17 protein-coding genes, 1 tRNA gene and 2 riboswitches are annotated in these 18,875 nt (G+C 67.2%); of the genes, 7 read left to right on the plus strand and 11 right to left on the minus strand.

What is annotated here, in order from left to right; translation table 11 throughout:
• The first annotated feature begins 39 nt into the window (after positions 1–39).
• From AB4Y67_RS06300 to AB4Y67_RS06310, 3 genes are all read left to right on the plus strand, one after another.
• Positions 40–112: transfer RNA gene (locus AB4Y67_RS06300), tRNA-Arg, on the plus strand.
• A gap of 1 nt (position 113) precedes the next feature.
• Positions 114–605, plus strand: a complete 492-nt coding sequence (locus AB4Y67_RS06305) for a DUF6314 family protein (RefSeq protein ID WP_441404932.1) — start codon at positions 114–116, stop codon at positions 603–605.
• Between the two features lie 11 nt (positions 606–616).
• A complete protein-coding gene (locus AB4Y67_RS06310) occupies positions 617–1,021 on the plus strand; it encodes an NUDIX hydrolase (RefSeq protein WP_441405015.1) in 405 nt (134 codons plus the stop codon).
• Here AB4Y67_RS06310 and AB4Y67_RS06315 read toward each other — a convergent pair.
• Together AB4Y67_RS06315 and AB4Y67_RS06320 are read right to left on the minus strand one after the other, a co-directional pair.
• Positions 1,018–2,931, minus strand: coding sequence for an ABC transporter ATP-binding protein (locus AB4Y67_RS06315; RefSeq protein ID WP_441404933.1), 1,914 nt, complete (start codon positions 2,929–2,931; stop codon positions 1,018–1,020). The two genes, AB4Y67_RS06310 and AB4Y67_RS06315, sit on opposite strands and share 4 nt — an antisense overlap.
• Positions 2,928–4,598 carry an ABC-F family ATP-binding cassette domain-containing protein gene (locus tag AB4Y67_RS06320; RefSeq protein WP_441404934.1) on the minus strand — a complete coding sequence of 557 codons (1,671 nt, stop codon included), beginning with the start codon at positions 4,596–4,598 and terminating at the stop codon, positions 2,928–2,930. Before AB4Y67_RS06320 ends, AB4Y67_RS06315 begins: the two co-directional genes overlap by 4 nt.
• A gap of 228 nt (positions 4,599–4,826) precedes the next feature.
• Here AB4Y67_RS06320 and AB4Y67_RS06325 point away from each other — a divergent pair, with 228 nt between their 5' ends.
• From AB4Y67_RS06325 to AB4Y67_RS06340, 4 genes are all read left to right on the plus strand, one after another.
• A complete protein-coding gene (locus AB4Y67_RS06325; protein WP_441404935.1) occupies positions 4,827–5,573 on the plus strand; it encodes a hypothetical protein in 747 nt (248 codons plus the stop codon).
• A gap of 125 nt (positions 5,574–5,698) precedes the next feature.
• Positions 5,699–6,298, plus strand: coding sequence for a hypothetical protein (locus AB4Y67_RS06330; RefSeq protein WP_441404936.1), 600 nt, complete (start codon positions 5,699–5,701; stop codon positions 6,296–6,298).
• Positions 6,295–7,011: a hypothetical protein gene (locus tag AB4Y67_RS06335; protein ID WP_441404937.1), complete on the plus strand. Its 717-nt coding sequence runs from the start codon at positions 6,295–6,297 to the stop codon at positions 7,009–7,011. The genes AB4Y67_RS06330 and AB4Y67_RS06335 overlap by 4 nt, the downstream gene beginning before the upstream one ends.
• A 101-nt stretch (positions 7,012–7,112) precedes the next feature.
• Complete coding sequence (locus AB4Y67_RS06340) at positions 7,113–7,856, plus strand: hypothetical protein (protein ID WP_441404938.1); 744 nt, start codon at positions 7,113–7,115, stop codon at positions 7,854–7,856.
• Positions 7,857–8,082: 226 nt separating this feature from the next.
• Here AB4Y67_RS06340 and AB4Y67_RS06345 read toward each other — a convergent pair whose 3' ends face one another.
• The 9 genes from AB4Y67_RS06345 to AB4Y67_RS06385 all read right to left on the minus strand — a co-directional run bounded on the left by AB4Y67_RS06345 (position 8,083) and on the right by AB4Y67_RS06385 (position 18,722).
• Positions 8,083–11,106: an alpha-mannosidase gene (locus tag AB4Y67_RS06345; RefSeq protein WP_441405016.1), complete on the minus strand. Its 3,024-nt coding sequence runs from the start codon at positions 11,104–11,106 to the stop codon at positions 8,083–8,085.
• Positions 11,107–11,208: 102 nt separating this feature from the next.
• Positions 11,209–12,081, minus strand: a complete 873-nt coding sequence (gene fdhD, locus AB4Y67_RS06350) for a formate dehydrogenase accessory sulfurtransferase FdhD (protein ID WP_441404939.1) — start codon at positions 12,079–12,081, stop codon at positions 11,209–11,211.
• Positions 12,082–12,157: 76 nt separating this feature from the next.
• Complete coding sequence (locus AB4Y67_RS06355; RefSeq protein WP_441404940.1) at positions 12,158–13,669, minus strand: molybdopterin-binding protein; 1,512 nt, start codon at positions 13,667–13,669, stop codon at positions 12,158–12,160.
• Positions 13,666–13,953, minus strand: coding sequence for a DUF6457 domain-containing protein (locus tag AB4Y67_RS06360; RefSeq protein WP_441404941.1), 288 nt, complete (start codon positions 13,951–13,953; stop codon positions 13,666–13,668). Before AB4Y67_RS06360 ends, AB4Y67_RS06355 begins: the two co-directional genes overlap by 4 nt.
• Positions 13,937–14,647 carry a molybdenum cofactor guanylyltransferase gene (gene mobA / locus AB4Y67_RS06365; RefSeq protein WP_441404942.1) on the minus strand — a complete coding sequence of 237 codons (711 nt, stop codon included), beginning with the start codon at positions 14,645–14,647 and terminating at the stop codon, positions 13,937–13,939. The genes AB4Y67_RS06360 and mobA overlap by 17 nt, the downstream gene beginning before the upstream one ends.
• 103 nt (positions 14,648–14,750) lie before the next feature.
• Positions 14,751–15,251, minus strand: coding sequence for an HNH endonuclease (locus AB4Y67_RS06370; protein ID WP_441404943.1), 501 nt, complete (start codon positions 15,249–15,251; stop codon positions 14,751–14,753).
• A gap of 219 nt (positions 15,252–15,470) precedes the next feature.
• Complete coding sequence (locus AB4Y67_RS06375) at positions 15,471–16,229, minus strand: NlpC/P60 family protein (RefSeq protein WP_441404944.1); 759 nt, start codon at positions 16,227–16,229, stop codon at positions 15,471–15,473.
• A gap of 309 nt (positions 16,230–16,538) precedes the next feature.
• Positions 16,539–16,708: riboswitch (cyclic di-AMP (ydaO/yuaA leader) on the minus strand.
• Positions 16,709–16,844: 136 nt separating this feature from the next.
• Positions 16,845–17,663 carry a M23 family metallopeptidase gene (locus AB4Y67_RS06380; RefSeq protein WP_441404945.1) on the minus strand — a complete coding sequence of 273 codons (819 nt, stop codon included), beginning with the start codon at positions 17,661–17,663 and terminating at the stop codon, positions 16,845–16,847.
• Between the two features lie 4 nt (positions 17,664–17,667).
• A riboswitch (cyclic di-AMP (ydaO/yuaA leader) is annotated at positions 17,668–17,881 on the minus strand.
• Between the two features lie 145 nt (positions 17,882–18,026).
• Positions 18,027–18,722: a metal-dependent transcriptional regulator gene (locus tag AB4Y67_RS06385; protein ID WP_441404946.1), complete on the minus strand. Its 696-nt coding sequence runs from the start codon at positions 18,720–18,722 to the stop codon at positions 18,027–18,029.
• Between the last annotated feature and the right edge of the window lie 153 nt (positions 18,723–18,875).

Below are 18,875 nucleotides of genomic sequence, written 5' to 3' on the forward strand. Positions count from 1 at the left end.
CCGAACGGGCCGGCCCGCGGCCGTCCAGCACGGATACCCGCCCTCGTAGCTCAGTGGATAGAGCACGGCTCTCCTAAAGCCGGTGTCGTTGGTTCGATTCCAATCGAGGGCACTTGAACCCCCAGCCGCCGGCCGCCGCTCCGGACTTCGATCTCCGCGCCTACCTGCTGGGCTCCTGGACCGTGGAACGCACCCTCCTCGACAGGTCCACCGGCACCCGCGGGTCCTTCACCGGCGTCGTCCGCTTTACCAAAACGCCCGACGGCGGCCTCCGCTTCCGCGAAGAGGGCACCGTTGCCTGGGCATCCGTCCCCGGCGGACCGGCGGGCACACCGTTCGCCGGGCCGGCGAGCCGGGAATACCTGCTGCGGCCCGCCGGCGCACCGGACACGATGGACATGTTCTTCCCCGACGGCAGGCCGTTCCACCGCATGGGCTTCGGCCCGCAGAGCGGCCGGGACCAGCACTGGTGCGACCCGGACAACTACCGCGTGCAGTACACCTGGACCGGTCCGGATGAGTTCCGCTACGAGTGGGATGTCACCGGCCCAGCCAAGGACCAACTGCTCACGTCCGTGCTCCACCGGACCACGGACGCCGCATGAACACGCCCGCCATGAACCCGCTCATTGTGGTTTCCGCCGTCTGTGTCTTCGACGAGGCCGGGCGCCTCCTCACCGTCCGCAAACGCGGCACGGACAAGTTCATGCACCCCGGCGGCAAGCCCGAGGCGGGCGAGACAGCCGCCCAGACGGCCGCCCGGGAGCTGGCGGAAGAAGTCGGAATCGTCCTCGCGGCGGACAAGCTGGTGCTCCTGGGCGTCTGGTTCGCGGACGCCGCCAACGAGGCCGCGACGCAGATCCAGGCCACGGTCTTCACCGCCCCCGGAGTCTGGCATGCCCGGCCCTCCGCCGAGATCGCCGAGATCCGCTGGCTGGACCTGGCGGCGGAGCTGCCGGATGACCTCGCCCCGCTGCTCACCGACCACGTCCTGCCAGCCCTCTCGGGCCAGCAAGGCTAGAGCCCGGGAACGGACTCCTCGGCCACGGCACTGGCCTCGGCGAACTGGGTCCGGTACAGCTCCGCATAGCGGCCCTCGGCGGCCAGCAGGCCGCTGTGGGTTCCGCGCTCCACGATCCGGCCGTCCTCCACCACCAGGATGGCGTCGGCGGCCCGGATGGTGGACAGCCGGTGCGCAATCACGACGGCGGTGCGGCCCTCGAGCGCGGCGCTGAGCGCCTCCTGGACAGCGGCCTCGTTGGTGGAATCCAGGGCCGCGGTGGCCTCGTCCAGGATGACGACGCGCGGCTGTGCGATGAGCAGCCGGGCGATGGTGAGGCGCTGGCGTTCGCCGCCCGAGAGCCGGTACCCGCGCTCCCCCACCACCGTGTCCAGACCATCCGGGAGCGAGCGGATCATGACTTCCAGCCGCGCCTGCCGCAGCACGTCCCACATCAGCTCGTCGCTGGCGTCCGGGCGGGCCAGACGCAGGTTGGAGGCGATGCTCTCGTGGAAAAGGTGCCCGTCCTGGGTGACCATGCCGAGCGTGTGCCGCATGGAATCGAAGGTCAGGTCCCGGACGTCCACGCCGGTGCCGGGAACGGTTCCGCCAAAGCGCACGGCACCGGAATCGACGTCGTACAGGCGCGACAGCAGCTGCGCGATCGTAGACTTGCCGGCGCCCGAGGAGCCGACGAGGGCGACCGTCTGGCCGGGTTCCACCCGGAAGCTGATGCCGTGCAGCACCTCCTCGCCGCCGCGGGTGTCCAGCGTGGACACGTCTTCCAGCGAGGCGAGCGAGACCTTGTCCGCCGACGGGTAGGAGAAGCGGACGTCGTCGAACTCCACGGACAGCGGCCCGGCCGGCGACTGCACCGCGTCAGGCTTCTGCTCGATGAGCGGCTTGAGGTCCAGGATCTCGAAGACCCGCTCGAAGCTGACCAGGGCGCTCATGATCTCGACGCGGGCGTTGGAGAGCGCGGTGAGCGGCGCGTAGAGGCGGGTCAGCAGCAGGGCCAGCACCACGACGTCGCCGGCTGCCAGCTGCCCCTGCAGCGCCAGGAAACCGCCCAGGCCGTAGACCAGGGCGAGGGCCAGCGCCGAGACCAGCGTCAGGGCGGTCACGAAGGTGAACTGCAGCATCGCCGTGCGGACGCCGATGTCCCGCACCCGGCCCGCGCGGGCCGCGAACTCCCGGGATTCCTCGTCGGGGCGGCCGAAGAGCTTCACCAGCGTGGCGCCCGGGGCGGAGAAACGCTCCGTCATCTGCGTGCCCATGGAGGCGTTGTGTTCCGCGGCCTCGCGGCGCAGGTCGGCCAGCTTGGAACCCATCCGACGGGCCGGAATCAGGAAGATGGGCAGCAGGATCATGGCCAGCACCGTCACCAGCCAGGACTTGCCCAGCATGACCACCAGTGTCAGGGCGAGGGCAACGACGTTGCTGACGACGCCGGACAGGGTCCCGGCGAACGCCGACTGCGCGCCGATCACGTCATTGTTCAGCCTGCTGACAAGCGCCCCGGTGCGGGTGCGGGTGAAGAAGGCGATCGGCATCTTCTGCACGTGGTCGAAGACCTTGGTGCGCAGGTCCACGATCACGCCTTCGCCGATCGTGGAGGACAGCCAGCGGGTGACGAGTCCCAGCCCGGCCTCGGCGACCGCCACGATGGCGATCAGCACGGCCAGCCAGACCACGACGTCGGTGCCCGCGCCCGCGATGATCGCATCCACCACCTGCCCGGCCAGGACCGGGGTGGCGACGGCCAGCACGGCCATCACGATCGACAGCAGGACGAAGGCGATCAGCCGGCCCTTGTGCGGACGGGCGAAGCTGAACACACGCTTGAGCGTTTCCTTCGAGAACGGCTTCGAGCCGCTGGAGGCGCGCGTGATGTTGTACAAGGAGCTCCACGCAACCCGGTCCATGCTCATGAGTTCTTGCCTTTCGGGGCGGTGGCGCCCAGCAGCTCCGTGACGACGCCGTTGTTCACGTTCCAGCGCGCGTCGAGGCGCACGTTTTCCAGCAGTCTGCGGTCGTGGGTGACCAGCAGCAGGGCGCCGTCGTAGCCTTCGAGGGCCTCTTCGAGCTGTTCGATCGCCGGGAGGTCCAGGTGGTTGGTGGGTTCGTCGAGCACCAGCAGGTTCACTCCGCGCGCCTGCAGGAGGGCCAGCGCGGCGCGGGTCCGCTCCCCCGGCGACAGGGAGTCGACCGGCCGGGAGGTGTGGTCTGCCTTGAGGCCGAACTTGGCCAGCAGGGTCCGCACTTCCGCCGGGGACTGGTCCGTCAGGACGGCTTCGACGGCGTCTGCCAGTTTCAGCCCGCCGGCCAGCAGCCCGCGGGCCTGGTCAATTTCGCCGACCGCCACGGAGGCGCCCATCGAGGCGTCGCCGGAATCGGGCCGCTGGACGCCCAGCAGCAGGCGGAGCAGGGTGGACTTCCCGGCGCCGTTGGGCCCGGTGATGCCGATCCGTTCCCCGGCGTTGAGCTGCAGGTTAACGGGTCCGAGGGTGAAACCGCTCTGGTGGACCACCGCGTCGCGAAGCGTCGCCACAACAGCGCTGGACCGCGGCGCCGCCCCGATGGTGAACTGCAGCTGCCATTCCTTGCGGGGTTCTTCGACCTCTTCGAGCCGGGCGATGCGGGATTCCATCTGGCGGACCTTCTGGCCCTGCTTTTCGGAAGATTCGGTGCTGGCCGCGCGGCGGATCTTGTCATTGTCCGGGTTCTTCTTCATCGCGTTCCGGACGCCCTGGGAGCTCCACTCGCGCTGGGTTCGGGCCCGGGACACCAGGTCTGCCTTGGTGTTGGCGAACTCTTCGTACCGTTCACGGGCGTGCCGGCGCGCGACGGCGCGTTCTTCGAGGTAGGCCTCGTACCCGCCGTCGTATACGGCCACGGAATTCTGCGCGAGGTCGAGTTCCACGATGGTGGTGACGCAGCGGGCGAGGAACTCGCGGTCATGGGAGACCAGCACGACGCCGCCGCGGAGCCCCTGCACGAAAGCCTCCAGCCTGGCCAGCCCGTTGAGGTCCAGGTCGTTGGTGGGTTCGTCCAGGAGCACGACGTCGAAGCGGCTGAGGAGCAGTGCCGCGAGCGCCACGCGTGCGGCCTGGCCGCCGGAAAGCCCCGTCATGTCCGCGTCCTGGCCTACCTCCAGGCCGAGGTCCGCCAGCACAGCCGGGATGCGTTCTTCCAGGTCGGCGGCGCCGGAGGCCATCCAGCGGTCGAAGGCATGGGAGTAGGCGTCGTCGGCGCCGGGGGCTCCGGCACCAAGGGCCTCCGCCGCGGATTCCATCTCGACAGTGGCCTGGGCGCAGCCGGTACGCCGGGCTATGTATCCGCCCACCGTTTCGCCAGCGATCCGTTCGTGCTCCTGGGGCAGCCAGCCCACGAACGCGTCGGCCGGGGCAAGGCTGACCGTGCCATCCTGCGGCTCGTCCACTCCGGCAAGGAGCCGGAGCAGGGTGGATTTGCCCGCACCATTGGCTCCCACGACGCCGACGACGTCGCCCGGTGCGACGGTCAGGGAGAGTTTGGAGAAGAGTGTGCGGTGGTCGTGACCACCGGCGAGGTCCTTGGCAACAAGGGTTGCAGTCATTAGTCCATCCTCTCACCGCGGCCCAAAACAGAGGGCCGGGGGGCGCTCCGGGCGGCCAATAGCCGCCGGGCATGAAAGAACCCGCTGGTCCGGACTTGGGGGGTGTACGGACCAGCGGGTTCGAGGACCTAGCATAGTTGAATCAGCACCTCCCGTAAAATCAATGCAGTTCTTGCTCCACCGATCTTCAGAAGCGCCCCTTCCATTCGACTCCGCAGGAAGCCATAGATGCCATTACCCGCCAAGGCGTTTCAACACTGGCTCCATGGCGTTGCTCCCACCGCGAGCACGGCCGATATCTGCAGGATCTCCGGGATCAAACGCACCACGCTCGCCCAGCAGCTGGTTCGGGGAAAGGTCGCGGAAACCACCCTGGTAAGCATCAGCCGCGCCCTGAAACGCAACCCACTGGCCGACCTCGGCTCGTTTGACAGCTATGCGGAGCTTGCGAAGCAGCCGCAGCCGCCCACCGCTGCAGAACTCGTGAGCCAGATTGCGACGATGGACCTGCTCCGCGCGGTTATTTCCCGCTCGTCCCCGGCGTATGGCGGCTTCGGCGACAGCGGCAGCGCGTTGACCCCCGCGCTCAGCGCAGCCCCGCACGCCACCTCCGTCCGGAACTGGGTGGACGCGATCGACGACGGCGAACTGCGGCACCGCGTTTCGGCGGCAACGGGAGTCGCGCCCCAGAACTATTCGGCGCAGTTGACCGCTAACCGGCTGTCCCCGGAACTGGCGGTCGCTACCGCGCGCGCGGCTGGCGTAGGATTCACGGGCGGACTCGTCGCCACCGGACTGTTGACGGAGCGGGAAGCCGGTTGGGTGCCGGAGGCAAGGCAGGCGGCCCTGGACGCACTCTCCGACGGCGAGCTCACGGCCCTTTCCGGCGAGCGCCTGCAGTCCCTAGGCCGGACTTTGCGCCGCCAGGAGCAGGAACACGAACAGACAAAAAAGATATGGGAGAACCTCGGATGATCGCGATCCTGCAGTGGACTACGTTGGCGGTCTGCGCCCTCGTCGCAATAATCCGTGTCCCCAGTGCGCTCCGGGGTGAAAACCGGTCAATATTCGGTATTTTCGCGCTGTCAGCGTTTGCGATCTTGTTGAGCATTAACGCCGTGTACCTTCCCGTGGACGCATGGCTGGGTTCGCAGAACTTTGCGAACCTCATCCTCCGCTTCCTCATTTACAGTGTGGTTCTTCTGGCCGGATACAAGATCGCCAAGGGCTTCGACGCACAACGCAGCGTGTGGCTCATCGTCGGTCCGGTTGGCCTCGCAGTACTGGCCCTCGTAGCGGTCGCCACGGTGGTCCCGTTCCTCCTTGCCAACACGACGGGAAGCTCGACCGGACTGGGCACGCTACCGGACCAGAGTGCCAACAACGTCGAGCTCATCAAGCTGTATACGGTTGCCGGCAGGTTCTACCCGTCCTTCGTCGCCGCATGCCTGTTGCCGGCCACCATCAGGACCATGAGAAGCGGGCTGCCACGGCTTCCACGGAGCGGGGCCGCGGTCCTAGCCGTAGGATCCTGCGCCATGATTCTTTTGTCATTCAGTGACCTGTTGCCGCGGCATCTCGCCTACCTGCAGTACTTCATCAGCTCCACCGCCATTCTCGGCCTCGTCCTGGGGCTCACACTGATGTGGCTCAGCCGGGTGCTGGCGGCCAAGCGCCTCGCTGGCAGGCCTCTCGGATGATCTCGATCCTGCAGTGGACAACTCTCGCGGTCTGCGCCATTGTTGCGATCGCGCGGATTCCCAGTGCCCTGCGCGGTGAGAACCGGTCACTTTTCGGCGTTTTCCTGCTCCTGACCGTCGCCATTCTGCTGGGCATTGATGCGAGCTATGTGGCCATCGATTCGTGGCTCGGTTCGCAGAACTACACCAACCTCATCCTTCGGTTCGTGGTCTACGGGACAGTACTTCTGGCCGGATACCGGATAGCCAAGGCTTTCGACGCGCGGAAGAGCATCCGCCTCATCGTCGGCCCCGCCGGTCGAGGAGTTCTCTCCGTCATAGGCATCGCCACCTTGGTCCTCTTCCTGTTGGCCGACACCGCAGGAACCGAAACCGGGCTGAGAGACCTCCCCGCCAGGAGCCCTCAGAATGCCGCCCTCATCGAGTCGTATGCCGCTGCCGGTCGCCTGTACCCCTCCTACGTGGCAGCCTGCATCCTGCCCGCTACCTGCCTTGCCGTCGGCCAGAGACTACCCCTGGCCATCCGCATCGGAGCGCTATTGCTGACCGTCGCCTTCGCGGGTATGGCCTTCGGCTCCTTCTTCCCCCTGATCCCGTCGGAGGTTGGATATGTGGAATCCATTATCAATTTCAGTTCGATACTGTGTCTTGCCCTGGGTCTCGCTTTCGTCTGGATCTCCAGCCTGATGTCGAAGCGCACCGTTCGCTCTTGACTGGCCGTCCAAGGCAGTGGCTAAGCGGACACCGAAGATGCAAACTGACTTCACTGGATAGGCATTGGGGGCTGAGCCGCCAAGCGATTTGAGAGATCCCGATGATGGCAACGCTGGAGTGGGCGACACTGACCGTGTGCTGCGTGGCGCTCCTCCTGCGGGTCCCGGACGCCGTGAAGGGCCGGAACAGAACCGTCTTCGGCATCCTCCTGCTGGCAACGATCTGCAGCCTGCTCGCCGTCTCCGAGCTCTACGTGGCGATTGACGGCGCCCTGGGTGGACGGCATGTGACGAGCCTGATCCTGCGCTATCTTGTCTTCGCGACAGTTTTGCTGGTGGGCCTCCGCATCACCAGGGGCCTCGCGGCCACCAGAGGCTACGGCCTCATCGCGGGCACTGCCGGCCGCTTGGCGCTGGCGCTCTGCTGCCTGGCCGTGCTGGCGACGTTTCTCCTGCTGGACACGGCCGGGGCATCGGCGGGGCTGCGGGTCCCCTCCGACGTCGGCGGCAGGAACGCCGCCCTGGCCGCCTATTACACCGCTGCGGGCCGTACCTACCCGGCGTTCGTGTCGCTCATTCTGGTTCCCCCGTTGCTGGCCACGGTCAGGAGCCGACAGCCTCGCCTGGTCAGGGCCGGAGCCCTGCTGGTCCTCCTGGGGGCCCTGTTCGCGATCCTTAGCCTTCCGGTCTCACTGGCCCCAGCCGCCTGGGCCGAGGCGTTGCGTTTCGTCAACTACACGGCGGTTCTGGGCTACGTTGCAGGCCTTGCCGCCCTGTGGTTCTCCGGGCTGATCAGCAACCCATCAGGTAACGCTAAGGCAACATTACGCCGGAACCTCGGCTGAGCATTCACAAAATCATTAGACCGTGAGAGAATCATGAATGTGTGAAAGCGGCATACGCTTCGTGAACGGGAACAATCCGTGCGGAGCCGAGGCAGCCGCCCAAACGCCATTGGGGGGATGAGTGGTAGCGGTCCGGCTGGACCGCTCCCACTCAGCCTGTTTAACGGCACATTCGGACGCGCGGGCCAGCTCCCTGCTCGACGTTCCGGTCCTCAGCGCGGCAACCTCAGCGCACGAACCTCAGGGTCACCAGCTGGAAGGGCCGCAGCGCCAGTTCCGCCGAGTTCCCAGCCAGGGTCACGCCCGGCGCACCGGCCGGGCGCTCCAGCAGATCCACGGTGTGGACGCCGTTGACGTCGAAGCCAGCCGTCACCAGCCCCCCGGACCGCTCCCCCAGCGATTCGTAGACCCGCACGATCACGTCGCCGGAGCCGTCCTCGGCCAGTTTCACGGCTTCAACGACCAGGGCCGGGTTCGAGACGGCAACGAGCGGATCTGCGCCGTGGGCACCCTTGCGAACCCGCGGTGAAAGGTTCGTTCGGTAGCCCTCCTGGACGGCGTCGGCGATGCTGGCACCGGGCCGGATCGTGACGTTCAATTCGTGCCGGCCGCGGTCCGCACCGGGGTCGGGGAACTTGGGTGCGCGCAGCAGCGAGAGCCGCACGGTGGTGGTGGTCCCGCCGTCGTCCTCCCGGATGTTCCGGGTGACGTCATGGCCGTAGGTCGACGAGTTGGAAATAGCCACGCCGTAGCCAGGTTCGGCCACGTGGATCCACCGGTGGGCGCAGATCTCGAACTTCGCAGCCTCCCACGAGGTGTTCAGGTGAGTCGGGCGGAAGACATGGCCGAACTGGGTCTCCGCGGCCGAGCGGTCCGCCCGGACATCGAGCGCGAACCCGAGCTTGAGCAGCTTTTCGCTTTCCTTCCAGTCCACGGCCGTGGAAATCGCCAAAGATTCCGCTCCCGGCCCCAGCGAGATCCGCTGCGTCACCCCAGAAGTACCCGCCAGCCGTTCCACCACGACGACGGCGTCCGGGCCGCTGTGTTCCACGGCCATCGAGCGGGCGTCGGTGAGCTGGACGACGTTGCGGCGGTAGAAGGCGTCGATGTCCCAGGCATCCCATTCGTTGGGGGTGTCCCGGTGCAGCTCCAGCAGGTTCCCGTACTGCCCGGGGGCGATCGCATCGCGCCCGCTCGCGTGGTCGACCAGGGATTCAAGGAGGCCGCCCGCGTTGATGACGGCCCGGATGACCCCGTTGTCGAGGATGTAGCCGCCGGCAGACTCGGTGACCAGCACGGTCTGCCCGTCGACGGCCGGCACGGCCGCGGCCAGCGCGGCGACACCGCTGCGAACGTGCGGGGCTGCGTTGAGCAGGAAGTCTGTGTCCCCTGCCCCCAGCACGGCTCCGGCGGCGTCGTCGATGATCGCCTCAAGTCTCTTGCCCACGGCCGTGTAGTTCCGTTCCGCGTCCTGGTGCACCCAGGCGATGGAGCTGCCGGGGAGGATGTCATGGAACTGCTGCAGCAGGACCAGCCGCCAGAGACGCTTGAGCTCCGCCGCCGGGTAGCTGTACCCGGTGCGGACAGCGGCCGTGGCGCACCAGAGCTCGGCTTCGCGCAGCAAGTGCTCGCTGCGACGGTTGCCCAGTTTTGTCTTAGCCTGACTCGTGTAAGTGCCACGGTGCAGCTCGAGATACAACTCGCCAACCCAGACGGGGAGTGCCTCGTACTCGGCCTCGGCCCGGGCGAAGAAGCTGGCCGCCGGGCCGAGCTCCACCTTCGGCGATCCTTCCAGGTCCGCGGTACGGCGCGCCGCTGCCAGCATCTCGCGGGTGGGCCCGCCGCCGCCGTCGCCATAGCCAAACGGGACCAGCGAGATGGTGCCCCGGCCGTGGTCCCGGTAGTTCCGCTCGGCGTGGGCGAGCTCCCGGCCGCTGAGTTCCGAGTTGTAGCTGTCCACCGGCGGGAAGTGCGTGAAAAGCCGGGTGCCGTCGATTCCTTCCCAATTAAAGGTGTGGTGCGGCATCCGGTTGGCCTGGTTCCAGGAGATCTTCTGGGTCAGGAACCACTTGCTGCCGGCGGCCTTGACGATCTGCGGCATGGCCGCCGAATAGCCGAACGAGTCCGGAAGCCAGGCTTCCTCGCATTCGACGCCGAACTCGGCGAGGAAGAAGCTTTTCCCCTCCAGGAACTGGCGGGCCATGGCCTCGCCGGCGGGCATGTTGGTGTCCGATTCGACCCACATGCCGCCCACCGGGACGAACTGGCCGGTCATGACCTTCTCCCGGATCCGTCCGAAGAGCTCCGGATAAAATTCCTTGATCCAGGCCAACTGCTGGGCCGAGGAGCAGGAAAACACGAACCCGGGATCCTCGTCCATCAGGGCCACCACGTTGGAAAAGGTGCGGGCGCATTTGCGGATGGTTTCTCTGACGGGCCAGAGCCACGCGGAGTCGATGTGCGCATGCCCGGTGGCGAGCAGGTGGTGTGCCGAGGCGTAGGCCGGCCGGGCCAGGACACCAGCGAGGGCCTCCCGCCCCGCCGCTGCTGTGCCCGGGACGTCCTCGGGGTCCATGATGTCCAGCATCCGTTCCAGCGCACGAAGGATTTCGTGGCGGCGGGGCAGTTCCATCGGCAGTTCGTGCATCAGGCCGTTGAGGGTCCAGATGTCCTGCTGCAGTTCCCAGACGGTCTGGTTGAGTTCGGCAATGACGATCCTGCCGAGACGGTACTTTGGCTCGTTGCCCGAGGTTGCCTTGTCCCCGTAAGGGGTGGCCGCGAAGGTCCACCCCTGCGACAGGTCGGGGTTGGCGGCCGCCTCCACATAAAAATCCACGGACATTCCGCTGCCCAGGAGCTTGAGCGGGATGTACTGGTTGCGCGGCGAGATGGCCTTGACGATCGTTCCGTCCGGCCGCCAGGCGATGCCTTCGCACTGGAAGCCGGGAAGGTCGCTGCTGAAGCCAAGGTCCACGATGACTTCCACCGAAGTGTCCGCCGCCGTGCCCCAGGAGTCCGGCACCTGCCCCTGCAGGCGCAGCCATTTGGTGCTCCACGGCCGCCCCCACGCCGCTCCATGCTCCTGCGGCGCGAACTGTTGCCGCAGCGCCTCCAGGACAGGAACCGGTTCATCCGGGACGTCCCAGCTGCTCAGCGTGAGCGGCACGCTGCGCGGGTAGACCGCGGGGGCGACGCGTTCGCGAACAAAGCGGTCGAGCCGGACTTCCGTGAGACGGCGGTCGTCGTGCAATGTGTTCCTCTTAGCGCTGGCGTGGATGACGCTGAAATGCATCCAATCGATGGATATAACTTACTTCGCCGCCGGCCCTCAAGCCAGAACCGAGAACGGGCCTCACCCGCCGACGGCTGCGGGCAGGCCCACCCTGTGGGCGCCTGCATACACATTCAGCGATGTGCCGCGGCTGAATCCGGCCAGCGTCATGCCGCTGGCCTCGGCCAGCTCGACGGCCAGGCTCGACGGCGCGCTGACCGCGGCCAGGACGGGGATGCCGGCCAGGGCGGCCTTCTGCACCAGTTCGAACGACGCCCGCCCGGAGACCTGGAGCACGGTTCCCCGCAGCGGCAGCAGACCTTCGCGGAGGGCCCAGCCCACCACCTTGTCCACGGCATTGTGACGTCCCACGTCCTCGCGCAGGCACAGGAGTTCGGCGGAACCGTCGCCGGCGATCCGGAACAGGCCGGCGGCGTGCACGCCTCCGGTGACGTCAAACACGGCCTGCGCTTCCCTCAGCTTGTCCGGAAGCGACGCGAGCGTGGCCACGGGAACCATCAGCGGGTCGGCCGCGGGACTAAAATGCGAGGACTTGTGCACGGCCTCGATGGAGTCCGTGCCGCAGATGCCGCACGAACTGGACGTGTAGACGTTCCGTCCGGTGTCGGGGCGGACGACGTCGGGCCTGAGCTGGGCTTCCACCACGTTAAACGTCTGGACCCCGTCCTCGTCCTCCCCGGCGCAAAACCGCAGCGAGACGAGCTGGTCCGGAGTCCAGATGACGCCCTCGGAAACGAGGAAGCCCGCGACAAGGTCAAAGTCGTTGCCGGGGGTCCGCATGGTCACAGAGAAGGACAGGCTGCCGATCCGGATTTCCAGCGGCTCCTCGACGGCCAGCACGTCCTCCCGGTGGCGCACCGGGAATTCGAGGGCTTGTGGCGAACCGTCCAGTACATACTTGTGCACCTTGCGGCGCTGCGTGACGCGGCCCATCAGGTACTCCTAACCAACATAACTCCATCATGGCAAGCGCCGGGCCGGGTGGCCAGCGCGGGTTTTGCACCGGGCACTACCCCAGCAGTTCGCTCCAGTCCACGGGGCCGCCGGTACCCGTGGGCTTCCGGGCGGCCCGTTTGGGGGCAGGTTTGTCCTGGGCCGGCATCAGGTCCGCGAGGGCCGCGCCCCAGGGGAGGGCGAAGGCCGGGACCGGTTCCCCGAGCTGCACGCCGTGCGGCGGGACCACCAGCACGCCGTCGGCGGCGGCCAGTCCGCGCATCATTCCCGGGCCGGTGTGCTGCGCCGGGGACGCCATGCCGTAGACCAGCCGGAAGGGCATCAGCCGGGTCCTGCCGGGGTCCGGCTCGATCATGGAGCCGCAGGGCACCTCGGTGACCGGCGGCAGCGTCCGGTGACCCAGCGCGGCCAGGAGCGGGGCCCCGATGGTCGAGAGTGCCATCATGGCCGCGAGCGGGTTGCCCGGCAGCCCGATAATGAACCTGCCGTCGGGCAGTTCTGCCAGGACGGCGGGGTGGCCGGGCCGCATAGCGATGCCGTCGATGAGAAGTCGTCCGCCCAGTTCGGCGACCGAACGGCGCAGGTGGTCCGTGCCTGACCGGCCGGTGCCGCCGGTGGTGATGACGACGTCGGCGGGCAGCAGTTCAGCGGCTGGCACCAGGTCGGCGGCGGGATGCACGGAAGGCTGGGTCGCAGCACCCTCGCCGGCGCCCTCGGCGGGTTCGGTGTCCTCGAGCGCTGCGAGCCACTCGGCGTAGCTGTCGCCTATTTTCGTTTCGCCGGCACAGATCCCGCCGAGCATTTCCACAACGGCCGCGAGCTGGGGACCGAACGTGTCGCGCACCTCCCCCGGCCGCGGAATCCCTGCCGCGACGACCTCGGAGCCGGTGAACACGAGACGGACCAGCGCCTTGCCCTGGACCGGGAGCGCATCGTGGCCGGCGAGGGCTGCGAGGGCCAGGTGGGCGGGATTGAGCAGGGTGCCGCGCTTGATCAGGACTTCGCCGGCGGCGGCTTCCTCCGCCGCCTTCCGGATGTGCTCACCGTTCCGGGGCTCACCGGGTTTGGCGGCGCCGGCGAGCTGCAGAACCGGGAGCCCGTCCTCATCGGCGGCTATCTCGCCGCTTTCACTCCGCAGCACGGCCTTCGCGCCGGGCGGGATCAGCCCGCCCGTGGCGATCGGGCTCGCCTGGTGGGGGGCCAGCCGCTGGCCGGGTTCCGCGAGGATCCAGGGCCCGCTGCCGTTGACGGCCCAGCCGTCCATGGCGGACGAGGCGTAGTGCGGCATGTCCGCGAGCGCTTCCACGTCGGCAGCGAGTTTTCTCCCCAAGGCGTCACGAAGGGCAGTGGGCGCGGCGGGGATGGGGTCTGCGCAGTCGAAGGCGAGCTGCCAGGCTTCCTGCCAGGTGTGCGCGAGGTGCCGGTGCGGCACCTCAGGTTCCTCGACCGGGGCGGGGCCGCTGGCTCCACCCCCGGGAGTCGCACCGGAGCGGCTTACAGCGGGCATGTCGCCGGCATGCTCATCCCCGGCGGCAGCTGCGCTGCCGGAAGGGGGTGCAGGCGTCATGCTCCGGAGGCTTCGTTGGCTGCGTAGTCTTTGGCGAGTTTGCCGGCCACGCCCATTGCTGCCTGCATCGAGACCGCATCGGTGGCCTGACCGGAGCCTGAGGCCAGGCCTGCCGCGAAACCGGCGATGAACGTCGTCAGGGGCGCGGCCGGGCGGACCACGGAGTGCGCCGCCACCCCGGCCAAAGCCAGAACCGCGTTCACATCTACCTCGACGTCTTCCAGTTCCAGGGCCTGAAGCAGGGCACGGCACCAGTCTTCCAGTGTTTCATCCTGGCTCTTCACCGCTTGCCTCCAAGGTCGAATTCTGCCGGGGAGCCCCGGGCCGGGTGGCCGCCTCATGGCTGTCGCGGCCATGGCTGCCGAGTGGAACGGTTACCCCTAATGCGGACGCATCGTCCCAGGTATCCACATCATCCGTAGACCCCCCGGGCACGCTGACTTCCCGCACCTCCAGACTAGCAAGAAGGGCGAACACCGAGGCGTTTTCGAGTGTGCCGCGCTTCCCGGCTTCACGGGCGCACCGTTGTAGCGCAACCGTGCCATATAAACCCAGCAGCGGCTGCCGACGCCCGTCGGCGGCCACCGCCATCAGCCCGCCATCCGGAGGAGCTTCCCCTGCCGCTTCCAGCAAGGCCCGGACAGCGGCGCCCGCCCGGGGCATGTCACAGGCCAGGACCAGGGTGAACGGCGCCGCTGGCCGGGGGCGGCCGGCCGCACCGCGGTGCCTTTCCAGGGCGGAGAGGCCTGCCGCGATGGCTGCGGCCGGTCCGGCAAAGGGCGGGTCCTCCCGGCAACTCAGCACGCCTTCCGGCAACGTTCCCGGGTCCGGTCCGACGACGGCGACTGCCGCCGCGCCCCGCGCGGCCTGCAGGGCACGATCAAGGAGGGTGGCGCCGTCGTGCATCAGCCCCGATTTGGGCACGCCGCCCAGCCGGGAGGACCGGCCCCCGGAAAGGATGACTGCATCGAATTCCACCGGCCCAGCCTAACGCGCTCCGGCGCGGACGCCGCGTCGCAAAGATCGGCCACCAGCCGGCAAGCGATGAAGTCCGGCCCGACGGTCAGCCGGCGGCGCCGTTTCAGGCGGCAGATTCCGGCAGCAGGAACGGGTCCCAGGCCGGGGTGGGCTTCTCCAGCTCCTTGATCTGCCAGGTTGCGCCCTTGGGGGGCGCGGGGCTGAAGCTGAGCTTCCATCCCATTTCGGCGGGCGTGTGGTCGCCTTTGGCGTTGTTGCAGCGCAGGCAGGCGGCGACGAGGTTTTCCCACGAATCCGCACCACCCCTGGATTTGGGCTGGACATGATCGATGGTGTGGGCGGCCTTGCCGCAATAGGCGCAACGGTGCCCGTCCCGGCGGAGCACGCCGCGGCGGCTGACGGTCGTCAGGGTGTTGTACCGGGGCCTGATGTAGCGATTCAGCAGAATCACCGAGGGCCGGCCAAGGACGTCCTGCGGTCCAACGACGGGATCGTCGCCTTCCGCCACGACACTGGCCTTTCCAGTCAGCACAAGGACGAGCGCCCGGCGGAAGGTCACAACCGCCAGCGGTTCATATCCAGCATTCAGAACGAGAGTGCGCATCCGCATACCTCTTCACGGCCGCACCCGCCAGGGGCACGAGGGCCGGCTGCCCTCTGCATGGTCGGGCTATGGATCGACAAAACAAGAGTAAACACCGAGGTGCCGTTTCACCGAATCTTTTTTTGCTGGCCGTGGCCCGTGTCGGCTGAAGTTCACGTTGCGGCAACGCAAAGGACCCCGCCGCATGGCAGGGGTCCTTTGCGTAAAAAGCTGTTGTCCTTAGCCGCCGACGCGGATGAAGACCGGGCCGGAGCCGACGTTTACGGTCTGGAGGGAAGTGGTCCCACCGTTCCAACCGCCGTGAACTGCCATGCCGTTGCCGACGTAAACAGCGATGTGGGCCATGCCCGCGCCACCGTTCTGGTAGTACGCGAGGTCGCCCGGCTGTGCCTCGGCGGCGCTCACGGTGCGGCCGAGGGACAGGTAACCTGCCGGCCAGCCGTGGTAGTTGATGCCTGCAGCAGCCAGCGCGTTCGTTGCGAGTGCGGTGCAATCCTGGCCAACGCCGATCTGGGCGTAGGCGGCAGCGGCAATCGTGGCGCCCATGCCGCTGGCGACGCCGGCCGGAGCCTTGGCGCCGGCCACGGAAGCGGTGGCGGCGGCGCCGACCTTGGTGCCGGCGGTGTTGGCGGTGGGCGTTTCCTGGACCTTCACGACGGGCTTCGCCTTGACGGGGGCAGCAATGGTGGCGACTTCGGTCTTGTCGTAAGCGATCGAGATGCTGGAAGCCGCCGAGATGGCCGCGGGGGCGGCGGACTGGACTTCGAGCGTGGAAGCGGAGGTGGATTCGCGCTGAACGTTGGCCTCAGCAGCGTTGGCTGCGATGCCGCTGGTCAGGACGAGGCCGGAAGCAGCAGCGATGACTGCTGCCTGGCGGCCCACGCCACCGGCGTTGTCGCCGACAGCCTTGGCAATAACAGCCAGCGAGTTGGTCTTGGTGACCTCGGCGCGGTGCCGTGCGTTTGCACGAGTAGTCATTAAGTTCTCTCTTTCGTGATCCTGTGGCCGCGCTTTTCAGGCGCGTGCTGAGGACGCTCCGGCATCTTGGGGGTACGCCGGATCGCCCCGAAGTGGGTTACTTAGCGAAGGGTGTACTGCGAAGACGCGCCAAAAGCGGGAACTGCGTGCAGGTGCAGGGCCTGCGGGCCGGACTCAGCAGAGATTGAGACGGCGGTGTGAGATCCGTTCCGGGCGCCGGCAAGGGCAACCGAGGAGTCGGATTTCAGCGGGCTCGTAAGAGCCGCGCAAGCGCGGTGACGCGCAGCATTGTGGCGTGAAGACACGAAAGTAGCCTCTCCCAATGCCTGCGAGGTGAGCTGTCGGATTCGGATGGGAGTCACCCGGCCGCGCTGCTTCCTGGGAAGCTTTGCGACTTAACCCCAAGGCCTTCTTTAGAAGGCCAAAATTGGTTCCCCCGCCCCTGCCAGACGATGTAATGCGAACGGACCTTGAGCGGTGGCAGAGCTAGGCAATCCACTCAAGAGCGCCAACTTCGGAAAAGTTGGCGTAGGTCAAACTTACAACAGTTGGGACTCAATGTCACATTCGGATCACGGCGTGTCACAAGAATGCGAGAGCGTCCGATCAGCTTTGTTACAGCCAGCCGGTCGGGTCGACAACTTCGCCGTTGACCATTACCTCGAAGTGAAGGTGGCAGCCCGTGGAGGCGCCTGTGGTGCCGCTCATCGCCACGACCTCGCCGCGGGAGACCTGCTGGCCAACCTTGACGGTGGCTGAGGACAAGTGGTTGTAGGTGGTCTCCAGGCCGTTGCCATGGTCGATCACGACACGGTTGCCGCCGCCGTAGGGGTGCCAGCCGGTGAACGTCACGGTCCCACTGGCTGCAGCCAGGACGGCCGTGCCGCACTGGGCGGAATAGTCCTGGCCACGGTGGAACTCGCCGGAGCCGCCTGTAATGGGGCTGACGCGATATCCAAAGGGTGACGCGGTTTTCAACTGGGCCAGCGGCGCCCCGAGGCTTCCGGCGGAGGCCGCGCGGGTGATCGAACCGACGGACTGGGCACTCAGCAACTGCTTGAGCTTTCCGTCCGGGTCGCCCTGGGTGGTGACGGCGGTCCGGTTGAAGTCGATTTTGGCCTCGCCAGCCGTGACATCAGGCTGGACTGCGGCCGAGATGGATCCCGTCGACCCCGCGTTGGTGGCCATAACGGGGCCAGTGGCGGGGACGGTGACGGTGAGGACCAGTCCCGTAGCGGCGAGTGCAATGCCGGCCTTTTGCCCAACGCCGCTGGCGGCGGCAAAGTCTGTTACCTGGCGGAACGGGCTGCGGCGGCCCCTGCGTTCGTCGCGGTGCGCGTCACGTGGGCGGTCGGCCAGGACGGCGACGGCCGGTCGCGGCTCCGGAGCGGGACCGGTCGCACGACGGCGGCCCCTGGCGGTCTGGGTGGTCAAAAACGGTTCCTCTCTGGAGAGCCTGCGGAGTTAGCTGTCGGATTCGGGTCAGAGAGTTCAAAGACCCGGTCCGCCGTGGCAGGCGTCCAGACACAGAGGCATCCAAAGAGTCCCTCTGTGGTGTGTGCTTGCCGCTGACGGACTTCACCCCAAGGCTGATGAACAGCCGGAAGTGGTTCCCCCGCCCCTGCCAGAAGGTGACTCTGCTACTGATCCGCTGGCAGAGCTCGGCTTCGGATCAGATAACGCTTTGGTATCGGTACTAGAGATCAACTATAGGCGATTAAGCCCCGCAGAGATAAATCCGTTATCGAATCTGTGCATAACTCATGGGTCGTCCGATGAGCAGTGGGTTAAGTCCTGTTAACCGACGGTAACAAAGACGTGGGCCGCAACCTCGGGCGGGAGTTCCAGGGCGCCTTCGATATCGGGTACCCGGACGGAGATGTACTCCCCTACCCGTTCCAGCGACACCAGGGCTCCGGGCCGGATACCGCCTTCGTCGAGCTGGACGAGCAGTTCCGGTTCGACCTGGATGGGCTCGGCCAGCCGGTTGACCCGGACCCGGGAATCCGGACCGTAGCCGGCCATGGCTTCGAGAAGGTTCACCACGCCATCCCCGCAGGGCTGGGATGGCGGGCCGCCGAGTTCCGCGAGGCCCGGAATCGGGTTGCCGTAGGGAGACACCGTGGGGTGATCCAGCAGCTCGAAGATGCGCCGCTCCACCCGCTCGCTCATGACGTGTTCCCAGCGGCAGGCTTCCTCATGCACATAGGCCCAGTCGAGCCCGATGACGTCCGCCAGCAAGCGCTCGGCAAGGCGGTGCTTGCGCATGACCTCAATCGCACGTTTCCGGCCGGTTTCCGTCAGTTCAAGGTGCCGGTCACCGGAAACGACCACCAGCCCGTCGCGCTCCATGCGGCCGACAGTCTGGGAAACAGTGGGGCCCGAGTGACGCAGCCGTTCGGCGATGCGGGCGCGGAGGGCAACGATGTTCTCTTCTTCAAGTTCCAGAATGGTCCGAAGATACATCTCGGTGGTATCGATCAGATCCGTCATTCAGCTCAGCTCCTCGAGCGCCGTCCTTGCGTGTTCCCACCGTACCGCGAGCTGCTTGCGCCCTGGCGGGGTCCGCCGTACGTTCGCAGGTCAGCTTAGCCTATTTTGAATTACTCCGGATAATCTCAGTGACCGGACTATGACGGGCTCTTT

It is taken from the genome of Arthrobacter sp. YAF17, from assembly GCF_052113365.1.
GTDB lineage: Bacteria > Actinomycetota > Actinomycetes > Actinomycetales > Micrococcaceae > Arthrobacter.